The sequence below is a fragment of the Streptomyces sp. NPDC052236 genome (assembly GCF_044548015.1).
Lineage (GTDB): Bacteria > Actinomycetota > Actinomycetes > Streptomycetales > Streptomycetaceae > Streptomyces.
Window position 1 is genome coordinate 33109 of the sequence record NZ_JBIUBL010000039.1, and the last position, 25769, is coordinate 58877.

At 70.3% G+C, this 25769-nt stretch carries 25 protein-coding genes and 1 tRNA gene; 13 read left to right on the top strand and 13 right to left on the bottom strand.

What is annotated here, in order from left to right:
• Positions 1 to 12: 12 nt before the first annotated feature.
• Entirely contained in the window at positions 13 to 798 is a 786-nt protein-coding gene (locus tag ACIHCQ_RS40165; RefSeq protein WP_399673826.1) for a DUF6227 family protein, read from the bottom strand.
• A 193-nt stretch (positions 799 to 991) separates the two neighbouring features.
• Complete coding sequence (locus tag ACIHCQ_RS40170) at positions 992 to 2032, bottom strand: P1 family peptidase (protein ID WP_399673828.1); 1041 nt, start codon at positions 2030 to 2032, stop codon at positions 992 to 994.
• Between the two features lie 123 nt (positions 2033 to 2155).
• Between ACIHCQ_RS40170 and ACIHCQ_RS40175 the strand changes: the two genes are divergently transcribed.
• The gene (locus ACIHCQ_RS40175) at positions 2156 to 2362 is read left to right on the top strand and encodes a hypothetical protein (protein ID WP_399673830.1); all 207 of its coding nucleotides are present in this window, start codon (positions 2156 to 2158) and stop codon (positions 2360 to 2362) included.
• A gap of 7 nt (positions 2363 to 2369) precedes the next feature.
• Here ACIHCQ_RS40175 and mscL read toward each other — a convergent pair whose 3' ends face one another.
• From mscL to ACIHCQ_RS40205, 6 genes are all read right to left on the bottom strand, one after another.
• On the bottom strand, positions 2370 to 2867 hold the full coding sequence (mscL, locus tag ACIHCQ_RS40180; protein ID WP_399673832.1) for a large conductance mechanosensitive channel protein MscL: 498 nt from the start codon (positions 2865 to 2867) through the stop codon (positions 2370 to 2372).
• A gap of 75 nt (positions 2868 to 2942) precedes the next feature.
• A complete protein-coding gene (locus ACIHCQ_RS40185; protein WP_399673834.1) occupies positions 2943 to 3416 on the bottom strand; it encodes an RcpC/CpaB family pilus assembly protein in 474 nt (157 codons plus the stop codon).
• Positions 3417 to 3688: 272 nt separating this feature from the next.
• A complete protein-coding gene (locus ACIHCQ_RS40190) occupies positions 3689 to 4558 on the bottom strand; it encodes an S-methyl-5'-thioadenosine phosphorylase (protein WP_399673836.1) in 870 nt (289 codons plus the stop codon).
• Positions 4559 to 4633: 75 nt separating this feature from the next.
• On the bottom strand, positions 4634 to 5053 hold the full coding sequence (locus ACIHCQ_RS40195) for an FmdB family zinc ribbon protein (RefSeq protein ID WP_399673838.1): 420 nt from the start codon (positions 5051 to 5053) through the stop codon (positions 4634 to 4636).
• A 69-nt stretch (positions 5054 to 5122) separates the two neighbouring features.
• Positions 5123 to 6403: an MFS transporter gene (locus tag ACIHCQ_RS40200; protein WP_399673840.1), complete on the bottom strand. Its 1281-nt coding sequence runs from the start codon at positions 6401 to 6403 to the stop codon at positions 5123 to 5125.
• 325 nt (positions 6404 to 6728) lie between these two features.
• Complete coding sequence (locus tag ACIHCQ_RS40205) at positions 6729 to 8258, bottom strand: potassium/proton antiporter (protein WP_399673892.1); 1530 nt, start codon at positions 8256 to 8258, stop codon at positions 6729 to 6731.
• 251 nt (positions 8259 to 8509) lie between these two features.
• Here ACIHCQ_RS40205 and ACIHCQ_RS40210 point away from each other — a divergent pair, with 251 nt between their 5' ends.
• Positions 8510 to 11287, top strand: a complete 2778-nt coding sequence (locus ACIHCQ_RS40210; RefSeq protein ID WP_399673842.1) for a penicillin acylase family protein — start codon at positions 8510 to 8512, stop codon at positions 11285 to 11287.
• Between the two features lie 22 nt (positions 11288 to 11309).
• On the opposite strand, the gene ACIHCQ_RS40215 is transcribed toward ACIHCQ_RS40210, so the two are convergent.
• Positions 11310 to 11915, bottom strand: a complete 606-nt coding sequence (locus ACIHCQ_RS40215) for a 5-formyltetrahydrofolate cyclo-ligase (protein WP_399673844.1) — start codon at positions 11913 to 11915, stop codon at positions 11310 to 11312.
• Positions 11916 to 12027: 112 nt separating this feature from the next.
• Between ACIHCQ_RS40215 and galU the strand changes: the two genes are divergently transcribed.
• The 10 genes from galU (at position 12028) to ACIHCQ_RS40265 (ending at position 20176) form a co-directional block, all read left to right on the top strand.
• Positions 12028 to 12954, top strand: a complete 927-nt coding sequence (gene galU / locus ACIHCQ_RS40220) for a UTP--glucose-1-phosphate uridylyltransferase GalU (RefSeq protein WP_399673845.1) — start codon at positions 12028 to 12030, stop codon at positions 12952 to 12954.
• Positions 12955 to 12958: 4 nt separating this feature from the next.
• Positions 12959 to 14272 (top strand): gephyrin-like molybdotransferase Glp, encoded by a 1314-nt coding sequence (gene glp / locus ACIHCQ_RS40225; protein ID WP_399673847.1) that lies wholly within the window; start codon positions 12959 to 12961, stop codon positions 14270 to 14272.
• Positions 14273 to 14342: 70 nt separating this feature from the next.
• Positions 14343 to 14828: a cyclic pyranopterin monophosphate synthase MoaC gene (gene moaC / locus ACIHCQ_RS40230; RefSeq protein ID WP_399673849.1), complete on the top strand. Its 486-nt coding sequence runs from the start codon at positions 14343 to 14345 to the stop codon at positions 14826 to 14828.
• A 392-nt stretch (positions 14829 to 15220) separates the two neighbouring features.
• The gene (locus ACIHCQ_RS40235) at positions 15221 to 15793 is read left to right on the top strand and encodes a molybdenum cofactor biosynthesis protein B (RefSeq protein WP_399673894.1); all 573 of its coding nucleotides are present in this window, start codon (positions 15221 to 15223) and stop codon (positions 15791 to 15793) included.
• A gap of 17 nt (positions 15794 to 15810) precedes the next feature.
• Positions 15811 to 16422: a GNAT family N-acetyltransferase gene (locus ACIHCQ_RS40240; protein ID WP_399673851.1), complete on the top strand. Its 612-nt coding sequence runs from the start codon at positions 15811 to 15813 to the stop codon at positions 16420 to 16422.
• A 135-nt stretch (positions 16423 to 16557) separates the two neighbouring features.
• The gene (gene glpR, locus ACIHCQ_RS40245; protein ID WP_399673853.1) at positions 16558 to 17670 is read left to right on the top strand and encodes a gephyrin-like molybdotransferase receptor GlpR; all 1113 of its coding nucleotides are present in this window, start codon (positions 16558 to 16560) and stop codon (positions 17668 to 17670) included.
• 93 nt (positions 17671 to 17763) lie between these two features.
• Positions 17764 to 17837 (top strand) — tRNA-Ala (locus tag ACIHCQ_RS40250).
• Positions 17838 to 18480: 643 nt separating this feature from the next.
• Complete coding sequence (locus ACIHCQ_RS40255) at positions 18481 to 19431, top strand: MarR family transcriptional regulator (protein ID WP_399673855.1); 951 nt, start codon at positions 18481 to 18483, stop codon at positions 19429 to 19431.
• 101 nt (positions 19432 to 19532) lie between these two features.
• A complete protein-coding gene (locus ACIHCQ_RS40260; protein WP_399673857.1) occupies positions 19533 to 19784 on the top strand; it encodes a hypothetical protein in 252 nt (83 codons plus the stop codon).
• Positions 19784 to 20176, top strand: a complete 393-nt coding sequence (locus tag ACIHCQ_RS40265) for a DNA-binding protein (protein WP_399673859.1) — start codon at positions 19784 to 19786, stop codon at positions 20174 to 20176. Before ACIHCQ_RS40260 ends, ACIHCQ_RS40265 begins: the two co-directional genes overlap by 1 nt.
• A gap of 352 nt (positions 20177 to 20528) precedes the next feature.
• On the opposite strand, the gene ACIHCQ_RS40270 is transcribed toward ACIHCQ_RS40265, so the two are convergent.
• Positions 20529 to 21566, bottom strand: a complete 1038-nt coding sequence (locus ACIHCQ_RS40270) for a DMT family transporter (protein ID WP_399673861.1) — start codon at positions 21564 to 21566, stop codon at positions 20529 to 20531.
• Positions 21567 to 21719: 153 nt separating this feature from the next.
• On the opposite strand from ACIHCQ_RS40270, the gene ACIHCQ_RS40275 reads away from it, so the two are divergent.
• Positions 21720 to 22172, top strand: coding sequence for an Lrp/AsnC family transcriptional regulator (locus ACIHCQ_RS40275; RefSeq protein ID WP_399673863.1), 453 nt, complete (start codon positions 21720 to 21722; stop codon positions 22170 to 22172).
• Positions 22173 to 22273: 101 nt separating this feature from the next.
• Here ACIHCQ_RS40275 and ACIHCQ_RS40280 read toward each other — a convergent pair whose 3' ends face one another.
• The 3 genes from ACIHCQ_RS40280 to ACIHCQ_RS40290 form a co-directional block, all read right to left on the bottom strand.
• Entirely contained in the window at positions 22274 to 22456 is a 183-nt protein-coding gene (locus ACIHCQ_RS40280) for a hypothetical protein (RefSeq protein WP_399673865.1), read from the bottom strand.
• An 82-nt stretch (positions 22457 to 22538) separates the two neighbouring features.
• The gene (locus ACIHCQ_RS40285) at positions 22539 to 24599 is read right to left on the bottom strand and encodes a phosphocholine-specific phospholipase C (RefSeq protein WP_399673867.1); all 2061 of its coding nucleotides are present in this window, start codon (positions 24597 to 24599) and stop codon (positions 22539 to 22541) included.
• Between the two features lie 134 nt (positions 24600 to 24733).
• The gene (locus tag ACIHCQ_RS40290) at positions 24734 to 25708 is read right to left on the bottom strand and encodes a helix-turn-helix transcriptional regulator (protein WP_399673870.1); all 975 of its coding nucleotides are present in this window, start codon (positions 25706 to 25708) and stop codon (positions 24734 to 24736) included.
• Positions 25709 to 25769 lie beyond the last annotated feature (61 nt).

The window sequence follows — 25769 nt, forward strand, 5'->3', positions numbered from 1 at the left end:
ACTGCGGGACGGTCAGCGAACCCGTCCGCGCAGCTCCATCGCCTCTCGCGCCAAGTTCTCCTCGCCGTAGACCTCGCACATATGGCGGCCGTCCGGCGTCGCCGTGTGCTCGACCTCCCACAGGCTGGTCTCGGTCCCGTCGAGCAACAGGAACGCGTGCTCGTACAGGGTGAAGCCCGCGTCCTTGCCCTCCACCCGGCACTGGCGGCCGAAGACCTGGGTGATGTGGTGGGCGAACGCCGCCCGCAGTCTGCCGGCGATCTCCCGGCCCGGCCGGTCGGCGTTCTCCGCGCGGCGCAGCACCCGGCGCGCGTGGTCCGCGGAGTTGTCCAGGACGTACATCCGGGGCAGCGGGGCCGAGGGCGCGGTCAGCAGCGAGGACAGCAGCTCCAGATCGGCGTCCAGGTCCGCGTCGATATCGGCGTCGAGGTCGTTGAACCGCCCTTCGGCGAGGGCCCCCGCGGACCCGGCGCAGCCCGGGGAACGGGTGGGCAGCCGGGAGGCGGCGAGGCGGGCCTCCGACTCCTCGGCGTAGAGCTCGTGCTGCTCCGTGCCGTCCCGGCCGGTGTTGTGCACCAGCTCCCACAGGACGAGCGAGCTGCCGTCGCTCAGCAGGTAGGCATGCCGGTACGTGGCGCGGTGGAGGGCCGCGCTGTGGTGCGAGGAATGCAGCGAACTAGCGTGGGCCAGCGCGGATTCGAGCCGCTCGACTGTCGCGTCGGGCAGATCGAAGGAGTTGAGCGCCCGACCCAGGAGTCGCTCGAGTTGCGTCTCGGTTGTCTCGTACGGATCGTTCAAGGTGGGTCTCCAGGCCGTTGCCGCAAGTCACTTTGTGATTGCTAAACGTAGCCCCTGGGTCTGACAACGTGTCCCGGGTTCGGGAAAAACGAACCGGAGTAGCCGAGAAGTTCCCGTACTTTCCGGCTGGCGGGGTTAGCCTGTGCGCCAGTCGGGGCTGTTGATGCCATTGACGCCTCTGATGTCGCTGATGTCATTGAGGGTTGTACAGGTCCCGGTACGAGGGAAACGCCCCGCCGGGGCCGTCGACGCTCCGGGCCGCGAGGAGCGCCCGTACGATCGCCCGGGTCACCATGTCGGCGCCCGCCGCGAGCACTTCGTTGAGCGCGAGAGGGTTGGCGGCATCCAGCGGAACGGCACCGGTGGCGAGGGTGAAGACGGTGTCCCCGTCGTTGAGGAGATGGACGGGACGCACGGCGCGGGCGATGCCGTCGTGTGCCGTACCCGCCAGCTTCTGTGCCTGGGCCCGGGTCAGGTCGGCGTCGGTCGCGACGACGGCGAGGGTGGTGTTCAGCGGGGGCTGCCCGTTCCGCTCGCGCGCCGCGGACAGCCGCCGCTCGGCCGCCGCGTGAATCTCGGGCGAGGGGCGGGCCACGCGGCCCCCCAGAGCGTCGATGGCCTGCCCGTACAGCACGCCCGTCGACGGATCCACCGCCGAGCCCGCGGCGTTGGCCACGACCAGCGCGGCCACCGTGATGCCCGAGCCCAGGACCGTACTCGCCGTGCCGATGCCGCCCTTGATCTGCCCGACCACCGCGCCCGTGCCCGCGCCCACGTCGCCCTCCTCGACCGGTGCGCCTTCGGCCGTACGTGCCGCCGCCTCGACCGCGGCCCGCCCGGTCGAGGCGTCCGGCCGGGCCCGCCAGTCGCCGCCGCGCCCCAGGTCGAAGACGCAGGCCGCCGGGACCACCGGCACCACATGCGACGGGTCGGGGCCGACCCGGACGCCGCGGCCCCGCTCCTCCAGCCAGGCCATCACGCCCCCGGCGGCATCCAGGCCGTACGCGCTGCCGCCGGTCAGCACGACCGCCTCGATGCGCTGGACCAGATTGCGGGGGTCGAGGGCGTCGGTCTCGCGGGTGCCGGGGCCGCCGCCCCGTACATCGACGGCGGCGATCGCGCCGCCCTCAGGCGCGAGAACGACGGTGGTACCGCTGAGCGCGCGGTCACCGGCCACCCGCGCGTGGCCGACCCGTAGTCCGGTCACGTCCGTGAGCGCGTCATTCCGTTTCATGGCACCCCTGCTTCAGCTTCATGACTTCATGACACCCCCGCTTCTCTCGGTTCGGGCCCCCGCTGTCGTGTCCACGCGGCCGTACCCTCGGGTGCCGTACCCCGGGGGCCGTACCCTGGGCGTATGAGCACCGCCCCCGCCCCCGGACCGCGCGATGCGGAGCAGCCGCGGCAGCAGTCCCCCAAGCCGACCCTGATCTTCGAGGATCCGATGGACCAGCAGTCCTCGGACGATACGGACCGCGGGTGGGGTGAGCGGGCTCCGGCGAGCGGCGACAGTGCCGCCGATCTGGCGCGCTTCCTCGACGAGAAGCCGCCGCACCACATCTGAGGTATCTCTAGCGGTCGCCCCGGTGGTCCTGCCCCGCGCCCCGCTGGGCCACGAGCTCGTCCCGGATCTCCTTCAAGACCTCCAGCTCGCTCAGCTCGACCACTTCCTTGGCGCCCTCCCTGGCCGCATCCCGCTCGGCCCGCCTGGCCAGATACTTCGACATGGGCAGCACCATCAGGAAGTAGACGACGGCCGCGGTGATCAGGAAGGTCAGCGTGGCGCTGAGCACCGAGCCCCACATGATCGGAATGCCGCTGGATGCCTCGCCGGTCTTGGGATCGATGACACACGGGTCCTTGAGGCACGAGCTGTACTTGGTGAGGTCCTTGGTGCCGAACGCACCGACCAGCGGGCTGATGACGCCCTTCACCACGGAGTTCACAATCTGAGTGAACGCGGCGCCGATGACCACGGCAACCGCCAGGTCGATCACATTGCCGCGCAGCAGGAAAGCCTTGAAACCCTCCAGGACGCTGAAGCTGGAGCTGACTTTCTTCTCGCTCACCACTGAGCCTCTTTTCGCATGAGCAGTCCCTCGACCCGAACGGGCCAAACGCTCCGAAACCTACGGCAGTACGGGTCAGCACACCGCCACCGCCAGCCGTGAGGTCGCGCCCGCGCCGGCCAGTGCCGCGGCGGTCGCCCGCGGGACCGCCAGGACAATCAGCGCCCCACCGCCCCGCAAGGAGCCATCCTGAGCGGACTCACGCGCTTCCGGAACTTCAGCCACACGAGCGCCCGATGCGATCACTCGCGCCGCAGCCCCTTGCCCCGTACGGGAGTTGCCGGTGGCGATCACATCCACACGGTCTCCGGGGCGCAGCAGCCGGACTGTCGCAGCGTCCGCGATACGCACTGGCGCCGACACCGTGACGCTCTCGTCGCCGCCCGCCCCGCGCGCGCCCTGAGCGGCGGACGCGGCAAGCGCCGCAGCGGTCATGGCCAGACCCGCCGCGATCGCGCGCCGCCGCCGGAGCACCGCCCGCCGCAACCGGCGCGCCCCACCGCGCACCCGCAGCGGGGCGAACTGCGGCACACCGAGAGGCTCCGGCACGGGGAGAGAGGAAGAATGGTGGGAGGAGGAAGGGTGCGAGGCACCGGGGTGGGAGGCACCGGGGTGGGAGGAAGCAGGGGGAAGCGTCATGGCACACACCGCCTGTCGTGAGGAGCTCCAGGCCGAAAACCCAGAGGGCTCGAAGAGTGGATCGGACTGACCGCTCCTCACGATCCACCCTCCGCGCGTATCCCGCTCGGGCCTGTGGACGACCCCCGCCTTGTGGACAACTCCCTCACTCACAAGGGCTATGCCAGCGGCTTGCAAACGGCCTACGGCAGCTCAATTCCGGTGTCCCAGCCGCCCAGCGCATGCGCGCACAGGCAGTCCCGCGCCCCGTCCTCCTGCAACCCCGCCACCGCGTCGAAGAGGACCGACCGCAGCCGGTCGACATTCGCGGCGAAGACCTTCAGCACCTCCCCGTGGGAGACACCCTCACCGCTCTCGGCCCCCGCGTCCAGGTCCGTCACCAGCGCTATCGAGGTGTAGCAGAGCTCCAGTTCACGGGCGAGCACGGCTTCCGGGTGCCCGGTCATGCCGACCACCGACCAGCCCATCGCCGCATGCCACCGCGACTCCGCCCGGGTCGAGAACCGCGGCCCCTCGACCACGACCAGTGTTCCGCCGTCCACCGCATCCCAGTTCTGCCCGCGCGCGGCCACCAGCGCCGCCTTGCGCCCCTCGGGGCAGTACGGGTCGGCCGGCGACACATGCACCACGTTCGGAATCGCGCCCCCGGGCAGCGGCTCACCGTCGTAGTACGTCTGCACACGCGCCTTCGTACGGTCCACGAACTGATCCGGAACGAGCAGCGTTCCCGGCCCGTACTCGGGCCGCAGCCCGCCCACCGCGCACGGCGCGAGCACCTGCCTCACACCCGCCGACCGCAGCGCCCACAGATTGGCGCGGTAGTTGATGCGGTGCGGCGGCAGATGGTGGCCGCGCCCGTGGCGGGGCAGGAAGGCCACCCGTCGCCCGGCGACCTCGCCGAGGAACAGTGAGTCGCTGGGGCTGCCGTACGGGGTCTCCACCTCGACCTCGGTGACATTCTCCAGGAAGGAGTAGAACCCCGAGCCGCCGATCACACCGATCTCTGCGTTCACCTTGCTCGCGCCGCTCGCGCTGCTCGCATTGGTCGTCATGGCGATCACATTATCCGTACGGGAAAACGCCAAGGACCCCGCCGTACGCAACGGCAGGGTCCCGGAAATCAGGCGTCAGGCGGCCGAGCTGGCACCGCTGGAGCTCGAAGAGGAACTGGAAGAAGCACTCGAAGAACCCGACGAAGTCGAGCCCGAAGAACCCGAGGAGCCCGAAGAGCCCGAAGAGCTCGGCGAGGTGGAAGCCGAGGATGTGGAAGCCGCGGGCTTCGACTCCGCGGATTTCCCGCTTTCGCTTCCGCTCCCGTTCCCGTTGGCGGACGTGGCGCTCGCCGTCGCGGGGGCACTGCTCGACGACGTGCTACGGCTGTCGTTCCGGTAGAAACCGGAACCCTTGAAGACGATGCCGACCGCCGAGAACACCTTCTTCAGGCGTCCATCACAGCTGGGGCATACGGTCAGGGCATCATCGGTGAATTTCTGCACCGCTTCGAGGCCCTTGCCGCATTCTTTGCACTGGTACTGGTAGGTCGGCACTGTGTCTTCCTCCTGGCACTCTCACTCAGTGAGTGCTAACGACGGTCCATAGTGACGTATTCCGCTGGATCAGTCCACCGCCACCGGCACTCGGTGACCCATCCCACGTGCCGCGATCAGCCCGGAAGGCGTCGTGACGGCCTTCGGGACCAGCCGCGAGCGCAGCGCCAGCAGGGTGACCAAGGCCAGCGCGGTGCCCACCAGCGGCACCGCGAAGGCGGCGCTCGCGCCGTTCCCGTCGGCCAGCTGCCCGGCCACCGTCACGGCCGCCGCCTGCCCCAGCGCGACCGCGCCCGTCAGCCAGGTGAAGGCCTCCGTACGGGCCGTGGCGGGCACCAGGGACTCGACCAGCGTGTAGCCGCCGATCAGGGCGGGCGCGATGCAGAGGCCGACCAGCAGCCCAAGACCGGCGAGCAGCGCCACCGAGTGCACCGCCCACAGCGCGGAGGCCGCCAGCGTCAGCCCGGCGTAGCCGAGCACCAGCCGCCGCCGCGGCCCGCACTTCCAGGCGATCGCGCCGCACGCGACGCCCGCCAGCATGTTTCCGGCGGCGAAGATTCCGTACAGCAGCCCATTGGCTCCCGGGTTGCCGATCTCCTCGGCGAAGGCCGTCAGCGCGACCTGCATTCCGCCGAACACCGAGCCGATGCCGAGGAAGGCCACCGCCAGCACCCGTACGCCCGGGATGGCCAGCGCGGACGTGTGCGGCCGGCCGTCCGCCGCCGCCGGGCGTACGGACGGCTGCGTACGGCTCTGCGCCGCGAAGAACAGACCGCCCGCCAGCGTCAGCGTCGCCTCCGCGATCAGCCCCGCCGCCGGGTGCACGCCCGTGCACAGGGCGGTGGCGAGCACCGGTCCGACGACGAAGGTGAACTCGTCCGTCACGGATTCGAAGGCCGCCGCCGTGGTCATCAGCGGCGAACCTTCCAGTTTGGCCGCCCAGCGGGCCCGGACCATCGGCCCGACCTGCGGTACGGACGCACCCGTCGGCACGGCCGCGAGGAACAGCGCCCACAGGGGCGCGTGCGCCAGCGCGAGCGCCGTCAGTACGGATACGGAAGCGGCGTGCACGAGCACGCCCGGGAGCAGTACGGCCCGCTGCCCGAAACGGTCCGCGAGCTTGCCGCTCTGCGGAGCGAAGAGTGCCATCGCGACACCCGTGAAGGCGGCGACCGCGCCGGCGCTGCCGTACGAACCGGTGGTGGCCTGGACGAGCAGAACGATGCCGATGGTCAGCATCGCGAAGGGCTGTCGGGCCAGGAAGCCGGGGAGCAGGAATGTCCAGGCGCCGGGTGTGCGCAGGAGCTGCCCGTATCCGGGACGGCGGCCGGTGATGACCGTGGATGCCACGGTCCGTGCCTTTCTGCCGCCTGGTAGCGCTCCCCGCAGTAAATCGGGAGCCGCCGAGAGCTGTCCTCTTGCGCGGAACTGCGGTAGATGCCGTTGCCCCGGTGAGGGGCACCACGGCCGCCATACGGTCGCGCCAGCTCTGCGTCAGGCAGAGTTGGTCGATCAGTGTTCCTTCATGGTACAGGCAATCCGCCCACCGAGCCTGCGAAACGACGCACGCCCCGGCGGTCCACCTGGGATTATCCAGGCCTTCCGGCAGAGTTTCCGTCCCGGCTGTCCCGACCGTCCCGGCCGTCCCGACCGTCCCGACCGCCGTCCCGACCTCTCAACCGTCCCGACCGCCCCGACTGTCCCGACCCTCGCGACCCTCGCCCGCCTCCAGCCAGTACGCCAGCTTCCCGCCCCGCGCGACCGCCCGCAGCCGCCGCTCCGCCGCGTCCCGTACCGGATCCGTCGCCACCACCAGCAGCTCGTCGCCCCGACGCAGCACGGTCGACGGCAGCGGCACGAAGCTCGTCCCGTCCCGTACGACGAGGGTGACCGCGGACCCCGAAGGCAGCCGCAACTCCGCGACCTCCACGCCGTGCATCTTCGATCCCTTGGGGATCGCCACCGAGAGCAGATGCCCGCGCAGCCGCTCCAGCGGCGCCGACTCGATGCCCAGGTCGGCGGCGGCGGTCGGCTCGCCCAGCCGTAGCGCTTTCGCCAGCCAGGGCAGCGTCGGCCCCTGCACGAGGGTGTAGACGACGACCAGGATGAAGACGATGTTGAAGACGCGGTCGCTGCCCTCGATGCCCGACACCATCGGGATGGTCGCGAAAATGATGGGCACGGCGCCGCGCAGCCCCGCCCACGACATCAGCATCTGTTCCTGCCAGGGGATGCGGAAGGGCAGCAGGCTGATGAGCACCCCCAGCGGTCGCGCCACCAGGGTCAACACCAGCCCCACGACCACCGCCGACCAGAAGTCGCGGGTCAGCTCGCTCGGCGTCACCAGCAGGCCGAGCAGCACGAACATGCCGATCTGCGCGATCCAGCCGAGACCCTCGGCGAAGCCGCGGTTGGCGGGCGCGTGCGGAAGCCTCGAATTGCCGAGAAGCATCGAAGCGAGATAGACGGCGAGGAAGCCGCTGCCGTGCGCCATGGCCCCGGCCGCGTACGCCACCACCGCGATCGCCATCACCGCGATCGGGTACAGGCCGGAGGCGGGCAGCGCCACATGCCGCAGCCCGTACGCGCCCAGCCAGCCCGCCGCCAGCCCCACGACCGCGCCGATCGCCAGCTCCAGGATGATCTGTCCGACCAGTACGTACCAGGCGTCGACCGGACCGGTCGTCGAGAAGGCCACCACAAGGATCACCACGGGGGCGTCGTTGAAGCCCGACTCGGCCTCCAGGGCGCCGGTCACGCGGGACGGCAGCGGCACCTTGCGCAGTACGGAGAAGACCGCGGCGGCGTCCGTCGAGGTGACCACCGCGCCGATGATCAGCGACTGCCGCCATTCGAGACCGACCAGGTAGTGCGCTCCCGCGGCCGTGACGCCGACGCTCACCGCGACGCCGACCGTCGCCAGCGCGGCGGCCGCCGGCAGCGCGGGTTTGATGTCCTTCCACTGGGTGCCCAGGCCGCCCTCGGCCAGGATCACCACAAGCGCGGCATAGCCGATCACCTGCGTCAGTTCGGCGTCGTCGAACCGCACGCCGAACATGCCGTCCTGCCCGATCGCGATCCCGATCCCGAGGTACAGCAGCAGGCTGGGGAGCCCGCTGCGGGACGAGATGCGCACCGCCGCGACGGCGATGAGCAGGACAAGTGAGCAGATGAGCAGGAGTTCATTGAGCTGGTGGACAGTCAGTGGCCGATCCTTCCCCTCGCGCCGTCGCGTCGCCGGACCCTTCCGTCGTTCGGCCGCCGACAGGCAACACTTCGTTACCTTACCTAATCTTTAACGTTTTCTTGATGCGTGTGATCGTCCGCACGAAGGAGCCAGGGGGTTCAGGTACAGGCCCAGGTCGCGCCCTTACGGACACCGCGTCAGGTGGTGCCGGACCCTGCGCCTACAGTTGCTCCAGACTCCAGGACCACCCTGCCCCTCGAAGGACAGCGATGCCCGCCAACACAACCGCCTCTTCCCCGAAGAAGAAGAAGGGGCGACGCGCCCGCCTGCTCGTGATGGTCCTGGTGCTGGCGCTTGTCGCGGGTGTCGGATACGCCGCGTATTGGAGCGTCAGCACCGTACGCGCCTCATTCCCGCAGACCACCGGGACCCTCAAGCTCGACGGCCTCAAGGGCCAGGTCGACGTAAAACGCGACGATTACGGCATTCCGCAGATCTACGCGGACAGTGACGAGGACCTGTTCCGCGCCCAGGGCTTCGTCCAGGCGCAGGACCGCTTCTGGGAGATGGACGTCCGCCGCCATATGACGGCCGGCCGCCTCTCCGAGATGTTCGGCGCGGACCAGGTCGAGACGGACTCCTTCCTGCGCACGCTCGGCTGGCGCGAGATCGCGCAGAAGGAGTACGACTCTGTCCTGGCGCCGGAGACCAAGAAGTACCTCCAGGCGTACGCGGACGGCGTCAACGCCTACCTCAAGGGCCGCGGCGGCAAGGACATCTCCGTCGAGTACGCCGCTCTCGCCTTCACCAACGACTACAAGCCCGAGCAGTGGACGCCGGTCGACTCGGTGGCCTGGCTCAAGGCGATGGCCTGGGACCTGCGCGGCAATATGCAGGACGAGATCGACCGCTCGCTGCTGACCAGCAGGCTCGACGCGAAGCAGATCAAAGAGCTGTACCCGCCGTATCCGTACACCAGGAACAAGCCGATCGTCGCAGAGGGCGGCATAGATTCCACGACCGGAGAGTTCGCCCCGGACGCCGAGCCTTCCGACCAGTCCGACGACGAGTCCAACGGCGACGGCAGCGAGAGCGGCAGCGGCAGCAACATCAGCGGGGACGGCAGTGGGGATGGCGTGGAGGAAGCCGCCCAGGGGGTCAACTCCCAGCTGTCCGCGCTCGCGAAGACCCTCGACACCATCCCCGCGCTGCTCGGCCCCAGCGGCAGCGGCATCGGCTCCAACTCCTGGGTCGTCGACGACAAGTACACGACGACCGACAAGCCGATGCTGGCCAACGACCCGCACCTCGCGCCGTCGCTGCCCTCCATCTGGTACCAGATGGGCCTGCACTGCCGGACCGTCTCCCGCACCTGTCAGTACGACACCGCCGGGTACACCTTCTCCGGCATGCCGGGCGTGATAATCGGCCACAACCAGGACATCGCCTGGGGCTTCACCAACCTCGGCGCGGACGTCACCGACCTCTACCTGGAGAAGCTCGACGGCGACCGCTATCTGGTGGGCAGCAGGCAGAGGGAGCTGGTCTCCCGCAAGGAGATCATCAAGGTCGCGGGCGGGTCCTCCAAGACCATCACGGTCCGCTCCACCGGACATGGCCCGCTCATCTCCGACCGCAGCAGCGAGCTGGAGCAGGTCGGCCAGAAGGCGCCCGTCTCCGACGCGCCCGACCGCGGCCCCGGCTACGGCGTATCCCTCCAGTGGACGGCGCTGCAGCCCGGCAAGTCCATGGACGCGGTCTTCGCACTCAACCGTGCCAAGGACTTCAAGACCTTCCGCGCGGCCGCCAAGAACTTCGAGGTTCCCTCCCAGAACATCATCTACGCCGACTCCGCGGGCCACATCGGCTACCAGGCCCCCGGAAAGATCCCGGTGCGCGCCAAGGGTGACGGCACGACGCCCGCGCCCGGCTGGGACGCCAAGTACGAGTGGAAGGGGTACATCCCCTTCGAGGAGATGCCGTACGAGTACGACCCGGCCCGCGGCTATATCGTCACCGCCAACCAGGCCGTGATCGATGAGAAGTACCCGAACCTCCTCACCAAGGACTACGGCTACGGCGCGCGCAGCCGCCGGATCAGCGACCTCATAGAGTCGAAGATCAAGGACGGCGGCAAGATCTCGACCGAAGACATGCGCACGATGCAGATGGACAACAGCAGCGAGATCGCCAAGCTGCTGACGCCGCTCCTGCTGAAGATCGACGTCGCGGACCCCCACGTCCGCGAGGCGCAGAAACTCCTGGAGGGCTGGGACTACACCCAGGAGCCGGACTCCGGTGCCGCCGCGTACTTCAACGCGGTCTGGCGCAATATCCTCAAGCTCGCCTTCGGCAACAAGCTGCCCAAGGAGCTGCGCCCCGTGGGCGAGTGCCTCAGCGTCCGCCCGGCCGAAGTCTCGGCCCCTGAGGAGGAGCTCAACGAGCTGGTACGGGAGTGCGGCGAACGCGACTCGGACTCCGCGCAGCCGGACGGCGGCGACCGCTGGTACGAGGTGGTCCGCGCGATCCACCAGGACGAGGACAACGAGTGGTGGCAGTCCCCGCAGAGCCGTACGGACAAGGCCACCGACACCCGTGACGAGCTGTTCGCCCGGGCCATGGAGGACGCCCGCTGGGAGCTGACCGCCAAGCTCGGCAAGGACTCCACGAAGTGGAGCTGGGGCCGACTGCACCAGCTGACGCTGAGGAACCAGACGCTGGGCACCGAGGGTCCCGGCTTCCTGCAGTTCGTGCTCAACCGCGGGCCGTGGAACCTGGGCGGCGGCGAGGCAGCGGTCAACGCCACCGGCTGGAACGCGGCGACCGGCTACAGCGTCATCTGGGTGCCGTCGATGCGGATGGTCGTCAACGTCGGCGACTGGGACAAGTCGCGCTGGATCAACCTGTCCGGCGCGTCGGGGCACGCGTACAGCGCGCACTACACCGATCAGACGGACAAGTGGGCGGACGGCGAGCTGCTCGACTGGGCCTTCAGCGACAAGGCGGTGGAGGGCAAGACGGTCGACACCCTCAAGCTCACTCCATAGAGCCCAGAGAGCATGCAGAGGCCTACGCGCGCGTGAAGCGCGAGAAACGCGTGACGGCCTCGGGTGTCACCACCGCGTGTACGGGGTGGTCGTGCGGTTCCTCCGGGACCCGGGCGACCACCTCGTTCGCGTACAGCAGCACCACCAGCGCGGGGTCCGCGCCGACCGCCGCCAGCCGGGCGAGCACCCGGTCGTACGAGCCCCCGCCGCGCCCCAGACGGACGCCGCGGGCATCCACGGCGAGCCCCGGCAGGAGCACGGCATCCGCCTCCAGCACGGCGTCCACGCCGAGCCGCTCGCCGTCCGGCTCCCAGAGCCCGCGCGGCGCGGGCGCCAGCCGCTCCGGGCCGTCGTACGCACCCCAGTCCAGGTCGTGGTCCGCCTTCAGGACCGGCAGCAGAACGCGTACGCCACGCGCGCGTAGCGCGTCGAGCAGTGCGCGCGTCCCCGGTTCGCGTCCCACGGAGACATACGCGGCGACCGTGGCGGCCTCGGCCAGTTCCGGCAGATCCAGGGCGTGCAGCGCGAGATCCGCGGCTGCCTCGCGTACGTCGTCGGGGGACAGGAGGCTCCGGGCGTCGAGGAGCGCACGCCGTACCGCACTCTTTCCGGACATGTCGCTGTTCATCGCGGTTTCACAAGCCTCTCGTATGCACCTGTATCTACTCAATGAGCTCTATGAGAAGAAAGTTAATCAGCGCCTCATGATCGGCCCATATTCGCCGGATATGGTGCTGCGCATGACTCAGTCGCCCCTCAGGATCAGCAAGGCTGTCATCCCCGCCGCAGGCTTGGGAACCCGGTTCCTGCCTGCCACGAAAGCCACTCCCAAAGAGATGCTGCCTGTCGTCGACAAGCCCGCGATCCAGTACGTCGTCGAGGAGGCGGTCTCGGCCGGGCTCACCGACGTACTGATGGTCACAGGCCGGAACAAGAGGCCGCTGGAAGACCACTTCGACCGCAACTACGAGCTGGAGGAGGCGCTGACCCGCAAGGGAGACGCCGAACGGCTTGCGAAGGTGCAGGAGTCGAGCGACCTCGCCACCATGCACTACGTACGCCAGGGCGACCCGCGCGGCCTCGGCCACGCCGTCCTGTGCGCCGCCCCGCACGTCGGCGACCAGCCCTTCGCGGTCCTGCTCGGCGACGACCTGATCGATCCGCGTGACCCGCTGCTGGCTCGGATGATCGAGGTCCAGGAGCGGGAGGGCGGCAGCGTCATCGCGCTGATGGAGGTCGATCCCGCGCAGATCCACCAGTACGGCTGCGCGGCCGTCGAGCCCACCGGCGACTCGGATGTCGTCAAGGTCACCAACCTGGTGGAGAAGCCGGACGCGTCGGAGGCTCCGAGCAATCTCGCCATCATCGGCCGCTATGTCCTGGGCCCCGGCATCTTCGACATACTGCGGGAGACAGCGCCGGGCCGCGGCAATGAGATCCAGCTCACCGACGCCCTGGAGAAGCTCGCCGCGCGCCATCAGTCGGCCACCACCGCGGAGGAGAGGCTCGGCGGCCCGGTGCACGGCGTCGTCTTCAAGGGCCGCCGCTACGACACCGGTGACCGAAGCGACTATCTGCGGGCGATTGTCAGACTCGCGTGCGAACGTGAGGACCTGGGGCCGGAGTTCCGGAGCTGGCTTCGCCGTTATGTGACCGAGGAGATGTAACACCGTGAGCAGCACGATCTGGTCGGTGGACGACCACCTGGAGGACATCCTCGGCGCGATCCGCCCGCTGGATCCGATCGAGCTGCAACTGCCGGACGCCCAGGGCTGCGTCCTCGTCGAGGACGTCACGGCGCCGGTCGCGCTGCCGCCCTTCGACAACAGCTCCATGGACGGGTATGCGATCCGTACGGCCGACGTCGTCGGCGCCACCGAGGAGTTCCCGGCGGTGCTCACGGTCATCGGCGACGTGGCCGCGGGCGGCGGCAAGCCGCTCAGGGTCGGCCCCGGCCAGGCGGCGCGGATCATGACCGGGGCGCCGCTGCCGCCGGGCGCGGAGGCGGTCGTGCCGGTCGAGTGGACCGACGGCGGTACGGGCGGGGGCGCGGCCACGACGATGCGCCCGGCCGGGCAGTCCCCGGAGGGCGCGAGCGGTGAGGTCCGCGTCCACCGCCCCGCGGAGGCGCGGGCGCATGTCCGCGCGCGCGGCAGCGACGTACAGGCGGGCGACCTGGTGCTGACGGAGGGGACGGTCCTGGGGCCGCCGCAGATCGGCCTGCTCGCCGCGATCGGGCGCGGCACCGTGCGCGTACACCCGCGTCCGCGGGTCGTCGTCCTCTCCACAGGCAGCGAACTGGTCCAGCCGGGTGAGGACTTGGGCGAGGGCCAGATCTACGACTCGAACAGCTTCGCGCTGTGCGCCGCGGCGCGCGACGCGGGCGCCATCTCCTACCGGGTGGGCGCGGTCTCGGACGACGCGGAGACGCTGCGCGCCACGATCGAGGACCAGCTGATCCGCGCCGATCTGCTGGTCACGACGGGCGGGGTGAGCGTCGGGGCGTACGACGTGGTGAAGGAGGCGCTGTCGTCGGTGGGCGACTCGGAGGGCGAGGGGGACGTGCTGGGCACCGGCGTCGACTTCCGCAAACTGGCGATGCAGCCGGGCAAACCGCAGGGCTTCGGCTCGATCGGCCGCGAGCACACGCCACTGCTGGCGCTGCCGGGCAACCCGGTGTCGTCGTACGTCTCCTTCGAGCTGTTCGTACGGCCCGCGATCCGGAAGCTGATGGGCCTGACGGACATCCACCGCCCGAAGGTCCGCGCGGTGCTCAAGACGGACAAGGCGCTGTCGTCGCCGGCGGGCAAGCGGCAGTTCCTGCGGGGTGTGTACGACGGGGAGTCCGGCACCGTCTCCCCGGTCGGCGGCTCGGGCTCCCACCTGATCGCGGCGCTCGCCCACGCCGACTGCCTGATCGTGGTCCCGGAGCCGGACACCTCGGCGGAGCCGGGGGCGGAGCTGGAGGTGGTCCTCATCGGGTGAGGTACGGGCGGTGGCGGTACCGTGTCTGCCCACACAGGCCCGCCGGGCCAGGACCGGGAGCGCCGCACCAATGAGCACGCAGAACAGGCTGACGCACATCGACGAGGCGGGGGCGGCTCGTATGGTCGACGTCTCCGAAAAGGCCGTAACGGCGCGCACGGCCCGCGCCAGCGGACGCGTCCTGGTCTCACGGCGGGTCGTGGAACTGCTGCGGGGCGAGGGCGTCCCGAAGGGCGACGCGCTGGCGACGGCCCGCATCGCGGGCATCATGGGCGCGAAGCGGACGCCGGACCTGATTCCGCTCTGCCACCCGCTGGCGGTGTCGGGGGTCACGCTGGACCTGCGGGTGGCGGACGACGGGGACGCGGTCGAGATCGTGGCCACGGTGAAGACGACGGACCGTACGGGGGTCGAGATGGAGGCCCTGACGGCGGTGTCGGTGGCGGCGCTGACGGTGGTCGACATGGTCAAGGCGGTCGACAAGGCGGCGGTGATCACGGACATCCGGGTCGAGGAGAAGACGGGCGGCAAGTCGGGCGACTGGACCCGGTCATGAGCGGCACGGGGACCGGCGACGGGGCGGCGGGGACTGGGTCGCACGGAGATGACCTCAGGCCAGGCCAGGGGCCCGGGACGGGCGACGGGGACACCACCGGCGAACCGCGACCAGACGACGCCCCGGGACCCGTGGCCGGGCCGGGCCACGTGCCGGGCCACAGCCCGGGGCCCGGGACGGGCAGCACGGACGCTTCCGGCCAACCGCGACCAGGCAACGCCCCGGGACCCGTGTCCACGCCGGGTCACATGTCTGGCCACAGGCCGGCGCCCGGCACCTGGGCGGGCTCTCCCGCAGCACAGCGGCCGAGTGACGGCGACGGCTCGGGCGGCCACGGTCCGCACCACAGCCACGGGCACGGGCACAGCCACAGCGGCCCCGACGAATCCGGGCTGCTATCCGGACCCTCTGGGCCATCCGAGCCATCCGTACCGGAGGAGTCAGGGCAGGCCCCGCCCCGCCCCCGCCCCCTCAGGCGCGCCCTCGTCGTCACCGCGTCCAACCGCGCCTCCGCCGGGGTGTACGCCGACGAGGGCGGCCCGATCCTCGCCGCAGGGCTGACGCAGATGGGCTTCACCGTCGACGGCCCGCGCGTCGTCCCGGACGGCGACCCGGTCGAGGAGGCCCTGCGCACCGGGGTCGCCGCGGCGTACGACGTCATCCTCACCACCGGCGGCACCGGGATCTCCCCCACCGACCGCACCCCCGAGGTCACCGCCCGCGTCCTCGACCGCGAGATCCCCGGCATCCCCGAGGCGATTCGCGCGTACGGACGCGGGAAGGTGCCTACCGCGGCCCTGTCCCGCGGTCTCGCCGGTGTCGCGGGCCGGACGCTGATCGTCAACCTCCCCGGCTCCACCGGCGGAGTACGCGACGGACTCGCCGTACTGGAGTCGCTCCTCGTCCACGCCGTGGACCAGATCCGCGGCCACGATCATCCCAGACCTGCCGGGAGCCCAAGCTGAACACCCCGTCCTGGCCGGTGATCCTGGCGGACGGCGATGTCGCTCTCCGCCCGATAAAACTGCGCGACCAGCGGGCCTGGCGCGAGGTGAACCGGCGTAACCGCGACTGGCTGCGACCCTGGGAGGCGACCATTCCACCGCCCGCCCCGAGCGGGCCGGTGGCCCGGCGCCCCACGTACCGCCAGATGGTCCGCCATCTGCGCGCCGAGGCGAACGCCGGGCGGATGCTGCCCTTCGTCATCGAGTACCAGGGACAGCTGGTGGGCCAGCTGACGGTCGCCGGGATCACGTGGGGCTCGATGTGCTCCGGCCACGTCGGCTACTGGGTGGACCGTGCGGTCGCGGGCCGCGGCGTCATGCCGACGGCCGTCGCGCTCGCCGTCGACCACTGCTTCCGTACGGTCGGACTGCACCGCATCGAAGTCTGCATTCGCCCGGAGAACGTCCCCAGCCGCCGGGTCGTGGAGAAACTCGGATTCCGGGAAGAGGGGATGCGTCCACGATATCTTCACATCGACGGTGCGTGGCGGGACCATCTTGTTTTCGCACTCACGGCCGAAGAGGTGACGGAAGGGCTGCTCCACCGCTGGCACCAGGCGCGACCCGGAAGGTCGCGGGAAATAAAATAAACGTTCGAAATTGATCGCTGCCGGCCATGAGGTGATCTGAACAATCACAAAAAAGCCCTGGAGACCAGCCAGATCGTGCGACACACCGGTCCAATTGGCGTATGCCCCCGCGCAAACACCTCTACGGTGTGATGCGTGAGCAGCAGCGGCCTCATCTACGCAGTCATCGTCGGGGCCTGGGCCGCCTACTTGGTGCCGATGTGGCTCCGCAGGCAGGACGAGCTCAATGAAGCCCGTCCGACGGAACGCTTCTCCACCGCCATCCGGCTGCTGTCGGGACGCGGGGCGATGGAGCGCCGGTACGCCAAGGAGCTGCGCGAACGCACCGCCGAGGAGGCGGAGGAGCCCGACGCGGAGCCGGACGCGACCGGGGAGCACTTGAGCTCCGTGGACGTCCGGGCCTTTGCCGCGCCCCGGGCACATACCGAGGCGCGGATGGAAATCCCGGCCCGCCCGGCGGAACCGTCGCAGGCGCGCCTTGCGGCCCGGCGGCGCCCCCGCCAGCGCGCGCGCCCGCGCGCCAACGGCGCCGCCGCTGAGCGCGCACGGCGCACCAAGGTCCTGGCCCGCCGTCGGCGTACGACGGTGGTCCTCTTCCTCGTCTTCACGCTGGGCGCGGTCGCCGCCGCGGTCGGCGGGCTCGGCCTCCTCTGGGCCCCGGCCGCCCCGGCGGTGCTCCTGAGCGTGTACATCGTGCATCTGCGCGGCCAGGAGCGGCGGCGCTTCGCCTTCACCATGGACCAGCGCCGGGCCGAGGCCGCGGCGCAGCGGCTGCGCGAGAACCGTCCCCGGCGCCACCAGGCCCCGGCTGCCCCGGCCGGAGACCGTGAGAACGAATGCCCCGAGGCGCGCCCCGAGGCCGAACCTGCGGCGACGCTCTCCCCGCAGGAGGCGGGCCGCCGTGCGCTGGTCGAGCAGACGGACCACGCGGAGTGGGTCGACCAGCAGCGCGAACGCGGCCCGGCGCGCGGCGACAGCTGGGAGCCGGTCCCGGTCCCGCTGCCGACGTACGTGACCGCGCCGGTCGCCCCACGCGCGACGGGCGGCGTGGACGTGAACAACCCGGAGACCTGGAGCGCGGCCCGCTCCTCCCCGGCGGAGCCGACCCCGACCCCGGCCCCGTCCCCGGCCTCGGAGGAGCCCCGGCCCCGACGGACGCCGGGGCCCCGCCGTGGCCGCGAGCGCGGCCGTACGCCGCTCTTCGACCAGTACGAGGAAGAGGACAGGCCCCGCGCCGCCAACGAGTGAGCCGGGGCCGCCCAGCGGCCGGGGGGGCGTGACCAGCGAGGGAACGGATTTCCAAGCACCCTGCTGGTGGTGCTAAGGTTTCACTCGTTGCAAGGGCCTGTGGCGCAGTCTGGTAGCGCACCTCGTTCGCATCGAGGGGGTCTGGGGTTCAAATCCCCACAGGTCCACCGCATCGGGTCGTTCGCGAGTTAGCCCACGAACGGTTCACAAGACCCCGGTCAGACGGTCATCGTCTGACCGGGGTCTTGTCGTTTCGGGCGGCACAAGGGGCTACGCCAGTAATCGAGCAGTGGGCGGGAGCCCCTGGTCACGTTGCAGGAGTCTGCCCGCCGCCCCGCCGACGCCCCGCACGGCCTGTGGTTCCTGGTTCCCGCCGAGGACCCGCAGGCGACGGCGGGACCGCGCTCCGGCGTAGCCGCCTGACGCCCGTCATGATCGCGCTTGTCGCGGGCGGTCGGAGCCCGAGCTTCGGGACTCGGGACTCGGGGCTTGAGTGCCGGGCTCCGGGACGGGTCGGTTCACTCGTTCGTGGGTACGAGGAGGGGTCCGGGCCCGAGTCTTGAGCTTCGGGATCCGGGCGTCGGAATCCGGGCTCCGGGATTCGAGCGCCCTTGGTAACCGGTAGGGAAAAGAAGGGGTTTGGGCAACCTCCCCACCCTCCCTGACCCGTCACGGCCAGCAAGTATGACTAATGGTGACGGCTTGCGGCGCGGTGGCGCGGCTGCTTACGGTGCCCCCAACGAATCGACCCCGACGCGGTGTTAGCAGCACCAGGCCGGGGTCTCACCCCAAGATCGAAAGAGCGATCTCGTGGCTACCGAGAACCTTAGTCCTGCCCTGTGCGCGCCCGCATCCTCGCGCCCGTACACGAAGGCCCCCCGCGGCTACGGCAAGCGATCCGCGCCGGACCAACGCCCGCCCCGCGACGACGACTTCCAGCTGCTGCCGGAGCGGGAGCGGTACATCGCCGGGTACGTCGACCACCTGCCCGAGGGCGGGGCCATGGACATCAAGACGCTGGCCAAGGACCTCCCCCTGTACGGGCAGATGGCCGTCGGCACCGCTCTGCGGGCCCTGGCGGTGGCCGGTCACCTGCGGCGCGTCCGGTGCCGGGTCGGCGAGGGCGGCCAGGGCGGTCTCTGGGGCACCTACACCTACTGGTCCCGTACCGCCCACGACAGCGAATGGTGGGACACCTTCGCCGAAGCCGAGAACGACCGGGCGACGGAGGAAGCAGAGGCAGAAGTGGCCGCGACCGCTTCCGCGCCGCCCTGGGTCCCCACGGAGACGCCCGCCCCGCCGGCCGGTGCGGAAGCCCCGGCCCCCGCCCCAGTCCCCGCAGCCCCGCCCGCTCCCGTACCCGCCGTACCCGCCGTACCCGCCGTACCGCAGCAGCGCACCCCGGAACCGGACCCGGGGCACCCCTCACCCGCGTGCCTCGCCCTGGCCCGACTCGGCCGCATCGAACCGCGCCTGGCCCTCTCCGCCGCCGACTGCACCGCCCTGGAGCAACTGGCCGCCGATTGGTTCGCACGCGGCGTCGACGCCGACTACCTCACCCACGCCCTCACCTCCGGCCTACCCGCCCAGGTCGGATCGCCCGTGGGCTTCGTACGCCGCCGCCTCAACGACAAGATCCCGCCCCACCTGCCCGCCGCCCCCACGCCGGCCGCGCCTGCCGCCAAGCCACCCAAGGCCCAGCCGCCACCCTGGAACCCGAGGCCGAACCTGCCATCGCACGCGACATCCGCGCCCACGTGAACCAGCTCCGCGAACTGCACAGGCCGCGCTGACACCCACGACCGTTATCGGTGCCGTCGTCCGCCAACCGAATGGTTGCTACCCGAGGTAGGATTAGCCCCATGAGCGGTAGTAAGAAATATTCGATCAGCCTGCCTGAGGACCTCGCCGAGGCCGTGCGCGCCCACGTCGGGCCTGGCAGCTTCTCCGCCTACGTCGCCGAAGCCCTCGAACAACGGGTCGCCATGGACAAGCTCCGCGAGATCGTCGCCGACTTCGAGACGGACAATGACGAACTCACCCGCGAGGAGGTCGAGGCCGCCCGCGCACTGCTACGCCATGACCACCGGCAGGCCGGCGGGGCCGCCGCCTGATGCCCGGTACCCTGCTGCTCGACTGCGAAGGCCTCTCGAAGCTCTACCGCAAGGACCGTACCGTCGTGGCTCTGATCCAAGCGGCATCAGAAGACGGCGTCCGCGTGGCCACAAGCACCATGACCACCCTTGAGGCCGACTACGAGCGCATCCACCCCGCCCGCATCAAGTGGGTCCTCTCCCGCGTCGACGTCCACGACGTCACCAAGGAGATCACCGACCAGGCCGCCGCCCTCCTACGTACCCACCGCCTCCACGGCCACAAGTACGCCATCGACGCCGCCTTTGCCGCCATCGCCCGCGCCGCACCCCAGCCGGCCACCGTCCTCACTTCCGACCCCGAGGACCTGACGCTCCTCTGCGGCCCCGCCGTAGAGATCGTCAAGGTGTGAAGACTCGCCCCACTTGAACCAGCCAGAAATGCGGTGGGCAGGGGCGGTTAACTGCAGCTGAGGCCTCCGGGCGACCGTGGCGGCGACCACCGAGCGCACCAGCGGCGCGACCTCGCCCCAGAGGGCCGGCGGGTGCCTGGGCCGGTAGCGGGTGATCTTCGCGTACGTTGCGGGACGGCTCGAGCAAGCCCAGCACCGACCCCGCCGCCGAGGCCGTCCCGCGCATCGCCCGCGCCCTCGTCGCAGCCCCTCTGGACGAGCGGGGCCTGAGCCTGCGGGCGGGAGTGGGTCGTCCGGCCGGGGCTGGGGTGACGCCCCGCCACGGCTCGGTTCCCATGACGGCGATCGGGCGTCATGAGACGCCGGGCGAGATCTCGGCGGCCTTGCGGGCGGCGGGTACGGCGGCTTCGGACTCGTCCGGCACGGGCCCGGCTTCTGACTCGGCCTGTGCGGTCGTGGTCTCGGCACACTCGGCCTCATCCGCGTCCGACTTCACCGCAGCCCCCTGCCCCCGTTCGATCATGCTCAGTACCACCCCGACGATGATGACGACGCCGCCCGCCGCCTGGGCCGGCCGGATCGACTCCCCGTTGATCACGACGGCGCCGATGACGCCGAAGACCGGGACCAGGTTGAGGATGTTCACCGCGACGCTCGACGCCATCCTGCGCAGGCCGTAGTTGTAGAGCAGGAAGCCGCCGACCGAGCACGCCACGGCCAGGTAGACCAGCAGGGACGAGGCGGTCGCGCTCGGCATCCGCCAGTCGCCGGCCTCCAGCAGGGACGCGAGCAGGAAGCCGGCCGCGCCCGCCAGGGTCTGGTAGTAGGTGACGCTCATGGCGTCCTGGCCGGCGCTCGCGCGCTTGCCGAGCACGTTGTAGCCGGCCCAGGCCAACCCGCCGAGCAGCAGCAGGATGTCCCCGAGCCAGCGCGAACTGCCACCGACCTGGACTCCGTTGCGTACGACGAGGAAGGCGCCGATGGTGGCCAGCAACACGCCCGCCACACGTAGCGGCGGCATCCGGGCGCGGAAGACGACCAGTTCCAGCAGCATCGTCATCAGCGGGTACGTGGCCACGATCAGTGACGCGTCGGACGCCGTGGATAGATCGACGCCGATGTTCTCCAGGATGAAGTACACGGTGATGCCGAGGAATCCGCTCAGGTAGAGCTGCCGCCGCTGCCGTGCGTCCGGCCGGGCCGGGCGGTGCCGGTTCAGCCGCACCATCACGCCCAGGAGCAAGGCCGCGAGGGCGAACCTGATGGCGCCGATACTGAGCGGGCCGACGTCCTCCAGCACCTGCTTGGTCACCGCGTACGAACTGCTCCAGAACAGCGCGGCTGCCATCACCGCAGACACCGCCCACACGCTGGGACCTCGTTCACGCATCCGAAGTCGCCCCTCTCCACTACCACCGAACACACCGCGACCGAACGCGGCGACCGAACGAACTTCAGTCAACCGCGGGAGAGGCTAACAAGATCATCGAACATGGCGCGTAGAATCCGAATTACATTCGGAATCCGGCAGGGTGAGGTAAGCGTGGACGAACTAGATTCGGCGTTGGTGCGGATGCTCCAGCAGGACGGTCGGCGTACCAACCGGGACATGGCCCAAGTGCTCGGTATTGCTCCGTCCACCTGTCTGGAGCGGATCCGATCGCTCCGCCAGCGCGGCATCCTGACCGGGTTTCACGCGGAGGCCGACCTCACGGCGATCGGCCGCGGGCTGCAGGCCGTGATCGCCGTACGGGTCCGCCCGCCGACGCGTGCGGTGATCGAGGCCTTCCAGGCCTTCCTGGAGAGCATGACCGAGGTGATCTCGATCTTCGTCCTCACCGGCAACGACGACTTCCTGGTGCACGTCGCCGTTCGCGACACCGACCATCTGCACGCGGTGGTCCTGGACAAGCTGACGAAGCGTCCGGAACTCGCGGACGTACGGACGTCGGTGGTCTACGGGCACATGCGAAAGAAGGTCATCGGGCCGGTGTGACGCCAGTGCGTTCCTCTTGTTCCCCTCGTTCCCCTCGTTCCCCGCAGCCGGGTCACCGGGCCGGTGGTGTGGTCTCCTCGCCCGTCGGCAGCCACAGGAACTTACGCGGCACCAATCAGCTTGATCACGCTGAACAACAGCGCCGCGTCCAACAGCGCGCCCAGACCGAGCGTCACCCCAACCACCTGGACGAAGGGGCCGAAGACCACCGACCCGCTCTGCGGGCGGAACCGCGTGATCCCCGCGCGTCTCTCGGCTCTGGTGCGCAGGATCGCGCACCGCATCGCACGAATCCCGCCCGAGCTGCTGATCGGGCGGGATTTCGTCGTTCACCAGGTTTACGGGATCAGCCGGGATCAGCCGGGATCAGCCGGTGCGGATGCCCGGGTCGGACAGCCCCGGCGCGCCCGTCTCGACATGGCCCGCGAAGCGGCGCAGGAAGTCCGGGCGGCCAGTAGCAGCAACCGTCACGTCGTACCAGTTGCGGCAGGCGCCCAGGTCGACGGAGTGCTTGACGGTCGCTCCCTTGCGGACCGTGAAGGTCCGGGGCTTGCCGCCGTAGGCGTTGGTGACGGTGAGGCGCACGTCGCCCGTACCGGTGTTGGTAAAGGTCAGGTCGAGGTCGCCGGTGCTCGCGTTGTGGCGGGCGGTGACCTCGGGGCCGGCCGTCTTACCGGGGTTCCGGAAGCGGCGCAGGAAGCCGTTCGGGCCGTGCACGGTCAGGTCCGTGACGCCGTTCGAGTACTGCGTGTTCCAGGCGTCCGCGATGGACTTGCCCGCCTCGGTCGTGTACGTCCAGGGCGCGTCGGTGCGGTTCGCCGAGGTGACGTAGAACTGGGCGCCCGCCCGCGGGCCTCCGCTGAAGGTGAGCCTGTACTTGCCGGCGCTCACGTCGGCGGAACCGTCGACGTACGGCGCGTACGCGAGCGGGCGGACACGTTTGCTGCCCGGCTCCTGGCGGGGCATCGTGCCGACGGCCGGGGCGGTCGGCCGGAAGTCGGGGTGCCGTTCGCGGTCCGGCGGGTAGTAGTCGTCGGTCGGCGGCAACTCGGCCGGCGGCCTGGTCTGCGTACGCGCGAAGTCGAAGGCGGAGGTCAGGTCGCCGCACACCGCACGCCGCCAGGGCGAGATGCCCGGCTCCCGCACCCCGAAGCGGCGCTCCATGAAGCGGAGGATCGAGGTGTGGTCGAAGGTCTCGGAGCAGGCGTAGCCGCCCGTGCTCCAGGGAGACACGACGAGCATGGGCACACGGGGGCCAAGGCCATAGGGTCCGGCCACAAAGCCCGACTTGCCCGGGAAGTAGTCCAGCACGGTGGGGGTCGTCGACAGCCCCTCGGCGGCACCCGACGGCGCGTACGGCGGCACGACATGGTCGAAGAAGCCGTCGTTCTCGTCGTACGTGATGAACAGTGCGGTACGGGCCCACACGTCCGGGTTCGACGTCAGCGCGTCCAGGACCTGCGCGATGTACCAGGCGCCGTAGTTCGACGGCCAGTTGGAGTGCTCGGAGAACGCCTCGGGGGCGGTGATCCAGGAGATCTTGGGCAGCCGGCCCCCCTGGACGTCGGCGCGGAGGATGTCGAAGAAGCCGTCGCCGTTCGCTGCGTCGGTGCCGGTGCGGGCCTTGTCGTACAGCGGGTTGCCGGGCTGGGCGTTGCGGTACTGGTTGAAGTACAGCAGGGAGTTGTCGCCGTAGTTGCCGCGGTAGGCGTCGCTGATCCAGCCCCAGGAGCCGGCCGCGTCGAGGCCGTCGCCGATGTCCTGGTAGATCTTCCAGGAAATACCGGCCGCCTCCAGGCGCTCGGGGTAGGTGGTCCAGCCGTACCCGGCCTCGGCGTTGTCGAGGACCGGGCCGCCGCCCGTGCCGTCGTTGCCGGTCTGGCCCGTCCACATGTAGTAGCGGTTCGGGTCGGTGTTGCCGATGAAGGAGCAGTGGTACGCGTCGCAGACGGTGAAGGAGTCGGCGAGCGCGTAGTGGAACGGGATGTCCTCGCGGGTCAGATACGCCATGGTGGTGGCGGTCTTCGCGGGCACCCACTGGTCGTACGTGCCCTTGTTGAAGGCTTTCTGGCCGCCCGCCCAGTCGTGGTTGAGTCCCTGGAGGAACTCCATGCCGAGGTCGTCGCCCGGGGGCCGGAACGGCAGGGTCACCTTCGAGCCGTCAGCCTGGTTCCAGACGGACTTGCCGCTGGGCAGGGTGACGGGGCGGGGGTCGCCGAAGCCCCGTACGCCCTTCATCGCGCCGAAGTAGTGGTCGAAGGAGCGATTCTCCTGCATCAGGACGACGATGTGCTCGACGTCCTGGATGGTGCCGGAGGTGCCCTGGGCGGGGATGGCGGCTGCGCGGGCGATGCTGTCGGAGAGCATGGTGAGCGCGGTGGCGCCACCGGTGAGTTGCAGGAAGCGGCGGCGGTTGAGTTCTGCCATGAGTGCGTCAACCTCTGCTGGTGAAGGGGTGCGAGGGGCGCCCCAAGAACAGCGTGCACGGGGGGCCTCCCGGCGGACGTCTCATGGCTGCCCGCCGTACGCCCGGCGAACGCCCGACGCCGCACGAACCGTCGTCAGCTGCTGGCCTTGAGGGACCCCGCAGGCACCGCATCAGCGAGCCGCGCGGCCAGTCCACGAACATGCCGCACCAGCTCGGCTGGCTCGTGCACCTCGAAGCGGAAGCCGAACAGCCCCACGTACAGGGCGAGCTCGCTCAGTGAGTCCGACCCGGCGGACAAGGAGCAGGTGTGTTCGTCGAGTTCCTCAAGAACACCGATGGTCGGTGGGATCTGCTCGGCGGCGACGGCGAGGGGCACATGGAGTGTGAAACGGCCCTGGTAGCGGTACGCAGCCGTGGAGATTCCGCGCGCCGTGTGGCCGACGAAACCGGCCTCCGGGGCCTCTCGTGGCGTGAAGCGCGGCCCCGTGGGGACGCGCGGCTTGAGCCGGTCGACCCGGAAGGTCCGCCAGTCGTCGCGGTCCAGGTCCCAGGCGATGAGATACCAGCGCCGTCCGGTGTGGACAAGGCGGTGCGGCTCGGTGCGGCGGACGTGGGACGTGCCGTCGCGGCCGGCGTAGTCGAAGCGCAGTTGCTCGTACACACGGCAGGCCGCGGCGACAGCCGTCAGCACGCCGGGATCGACCGTGGGCCCGCCGGGCGGCATCGTCTCGGTGACCGACTGGAGGGTGTCGACCCGGTGCCGCAGCCTCGCCGGCAGCACCTGCCGCAGCTTGATCAGCGCGCGCAGTGAGCTTTCCTCGATGCCGGAGATGATTCCGGCGGACGACGTGTGCAGACCGACAGCGACAGCGACCGCCTCGTCGTCGTCCAGAAGCAGCGGCGGCAGGTTCACGCCGGCACCCAGCCAGTAGCCGGCGACGCCGGGTGTCGCATGCACCGGGTAGCCCAGGGCGCGCAGCTTGTCGATGTCGCGGCGGACGGTGCGTACGTCGATGCCGAGCCGAGCCGCGAGGTCCGCGCCCGTCCAGTCGCGCGGTGCCTGGAGAAGGGACAGCAGGCGCAGCAGCCGTGCGGAAGTTTCCAGCATGCGACGGAGTATCCCCGCAACCTAGGGCGGTAGTTGTCCTCTTCGCTTTCTAGGCTCAGGG

What these genes read in the sequence shown, in the direction of transcription:
- ACIHCQ_RS40265 (WP_399673859.1), top strand. Translation starts at nt 19,784, where the DNA reads ATGCCCGGTACCCTGCTGCTCGACTGCGAAGGCCTCTCGAAGCTCTAC.
- ACIHCQ_RS40280 (WP_399673865.1), bottom strand. Translation starts at nt 22,456, where the DNA reads ATGCGGTGCGCGATCCTGCGCACCAGAGCCGAGAGACGCGCGGGGATC.
- ACIHCQ_RS40260 (WP_399673857.1), top strand. Translation starts at nt 19,533, where the DNA reads ATGAGCGGTAGTAAGAAATATTCGATCAGCCTGCCTGAGGACCTCGCC.
- ACIHCQ_RS40210 (WP_399673842.1), top strand. Translation starts at nt 8,510, where the DNA reads ATGCCCGCCAACACAACCGCCTCTTCCCCGAAGAAGAAGAAGGGGCGA.
- moaC (WP_399673849.1), top strand. Translation starts at nt 14,343, where the DNA reads ATGAGCACGCAGAACAGGCTGACGCACATCGACGAGGCGGGGGCGGCT.
- ACIHCQ_RS40290 (WP_399673870.1), bottom strand. Translation starts at nt 25,708, where the DNA reads ATGCTGGAAACTTCCGCACGGCTGCTGCGCCTGCTGTCCCTTCTCCAG.
- ACIHCQ_RS40175 (WP_399673830.1), top strand. Translation starts at nt 2,156, where the DNA reads ATGAGCACCGCCCCCGCCCCCGGACCGCGCGATGCGGAGCAGCCGCGG.
- ACIHCQ_RS40215 (WP_399673844.1), bottom strand. Translation starts at nt 11,915, where the DNA reads ATGAACAGCGACATGTCCGGAAAGAGTGCGGTACGGCGTGCGCTCCTC.
- ACIHCQ_RS40190 (WP_399673836.1), bottom strand. Translation starts at nt 4,558, where the DNA reads ATGACGACCAATGCGAGCAGCGCGAGCGGCGCGAGCAAGGTGAACGCA.
- ACIHCQ_RS40270 (WP_399673861.1), bottom strand. Translation starts at nt 21,566, where the DNA reads ATGCGTGAACGAGGTCCCAGCGTGTGGGCGGTGTCTGCGGTGATGGCA.
- ACIHCQ_RS40285 (WP_399673867.1), bottom strand. Translation starts at nt 24,599, where the DNA reads ATGGCAGAACTCAACCGCCGCCGCTTCCTGCAACTCACCGGTGGCGCC.
- galU (WP_399673845.1), top strand. Translation starts at nt 12,028, where the DNA reads ATGACTCAGTCGCCCCTCAGGATCAGCAAGGCTGTCATCCCCGCCGCA.
- ACIHCQ_RS40170 (WP_399673828.1), bottom strand. Translation starts at nt 2,032, where the DNA reads ATGAAACGGAATGACGCGCTCACGGACGTGACCGGACTACGGGTCGGC.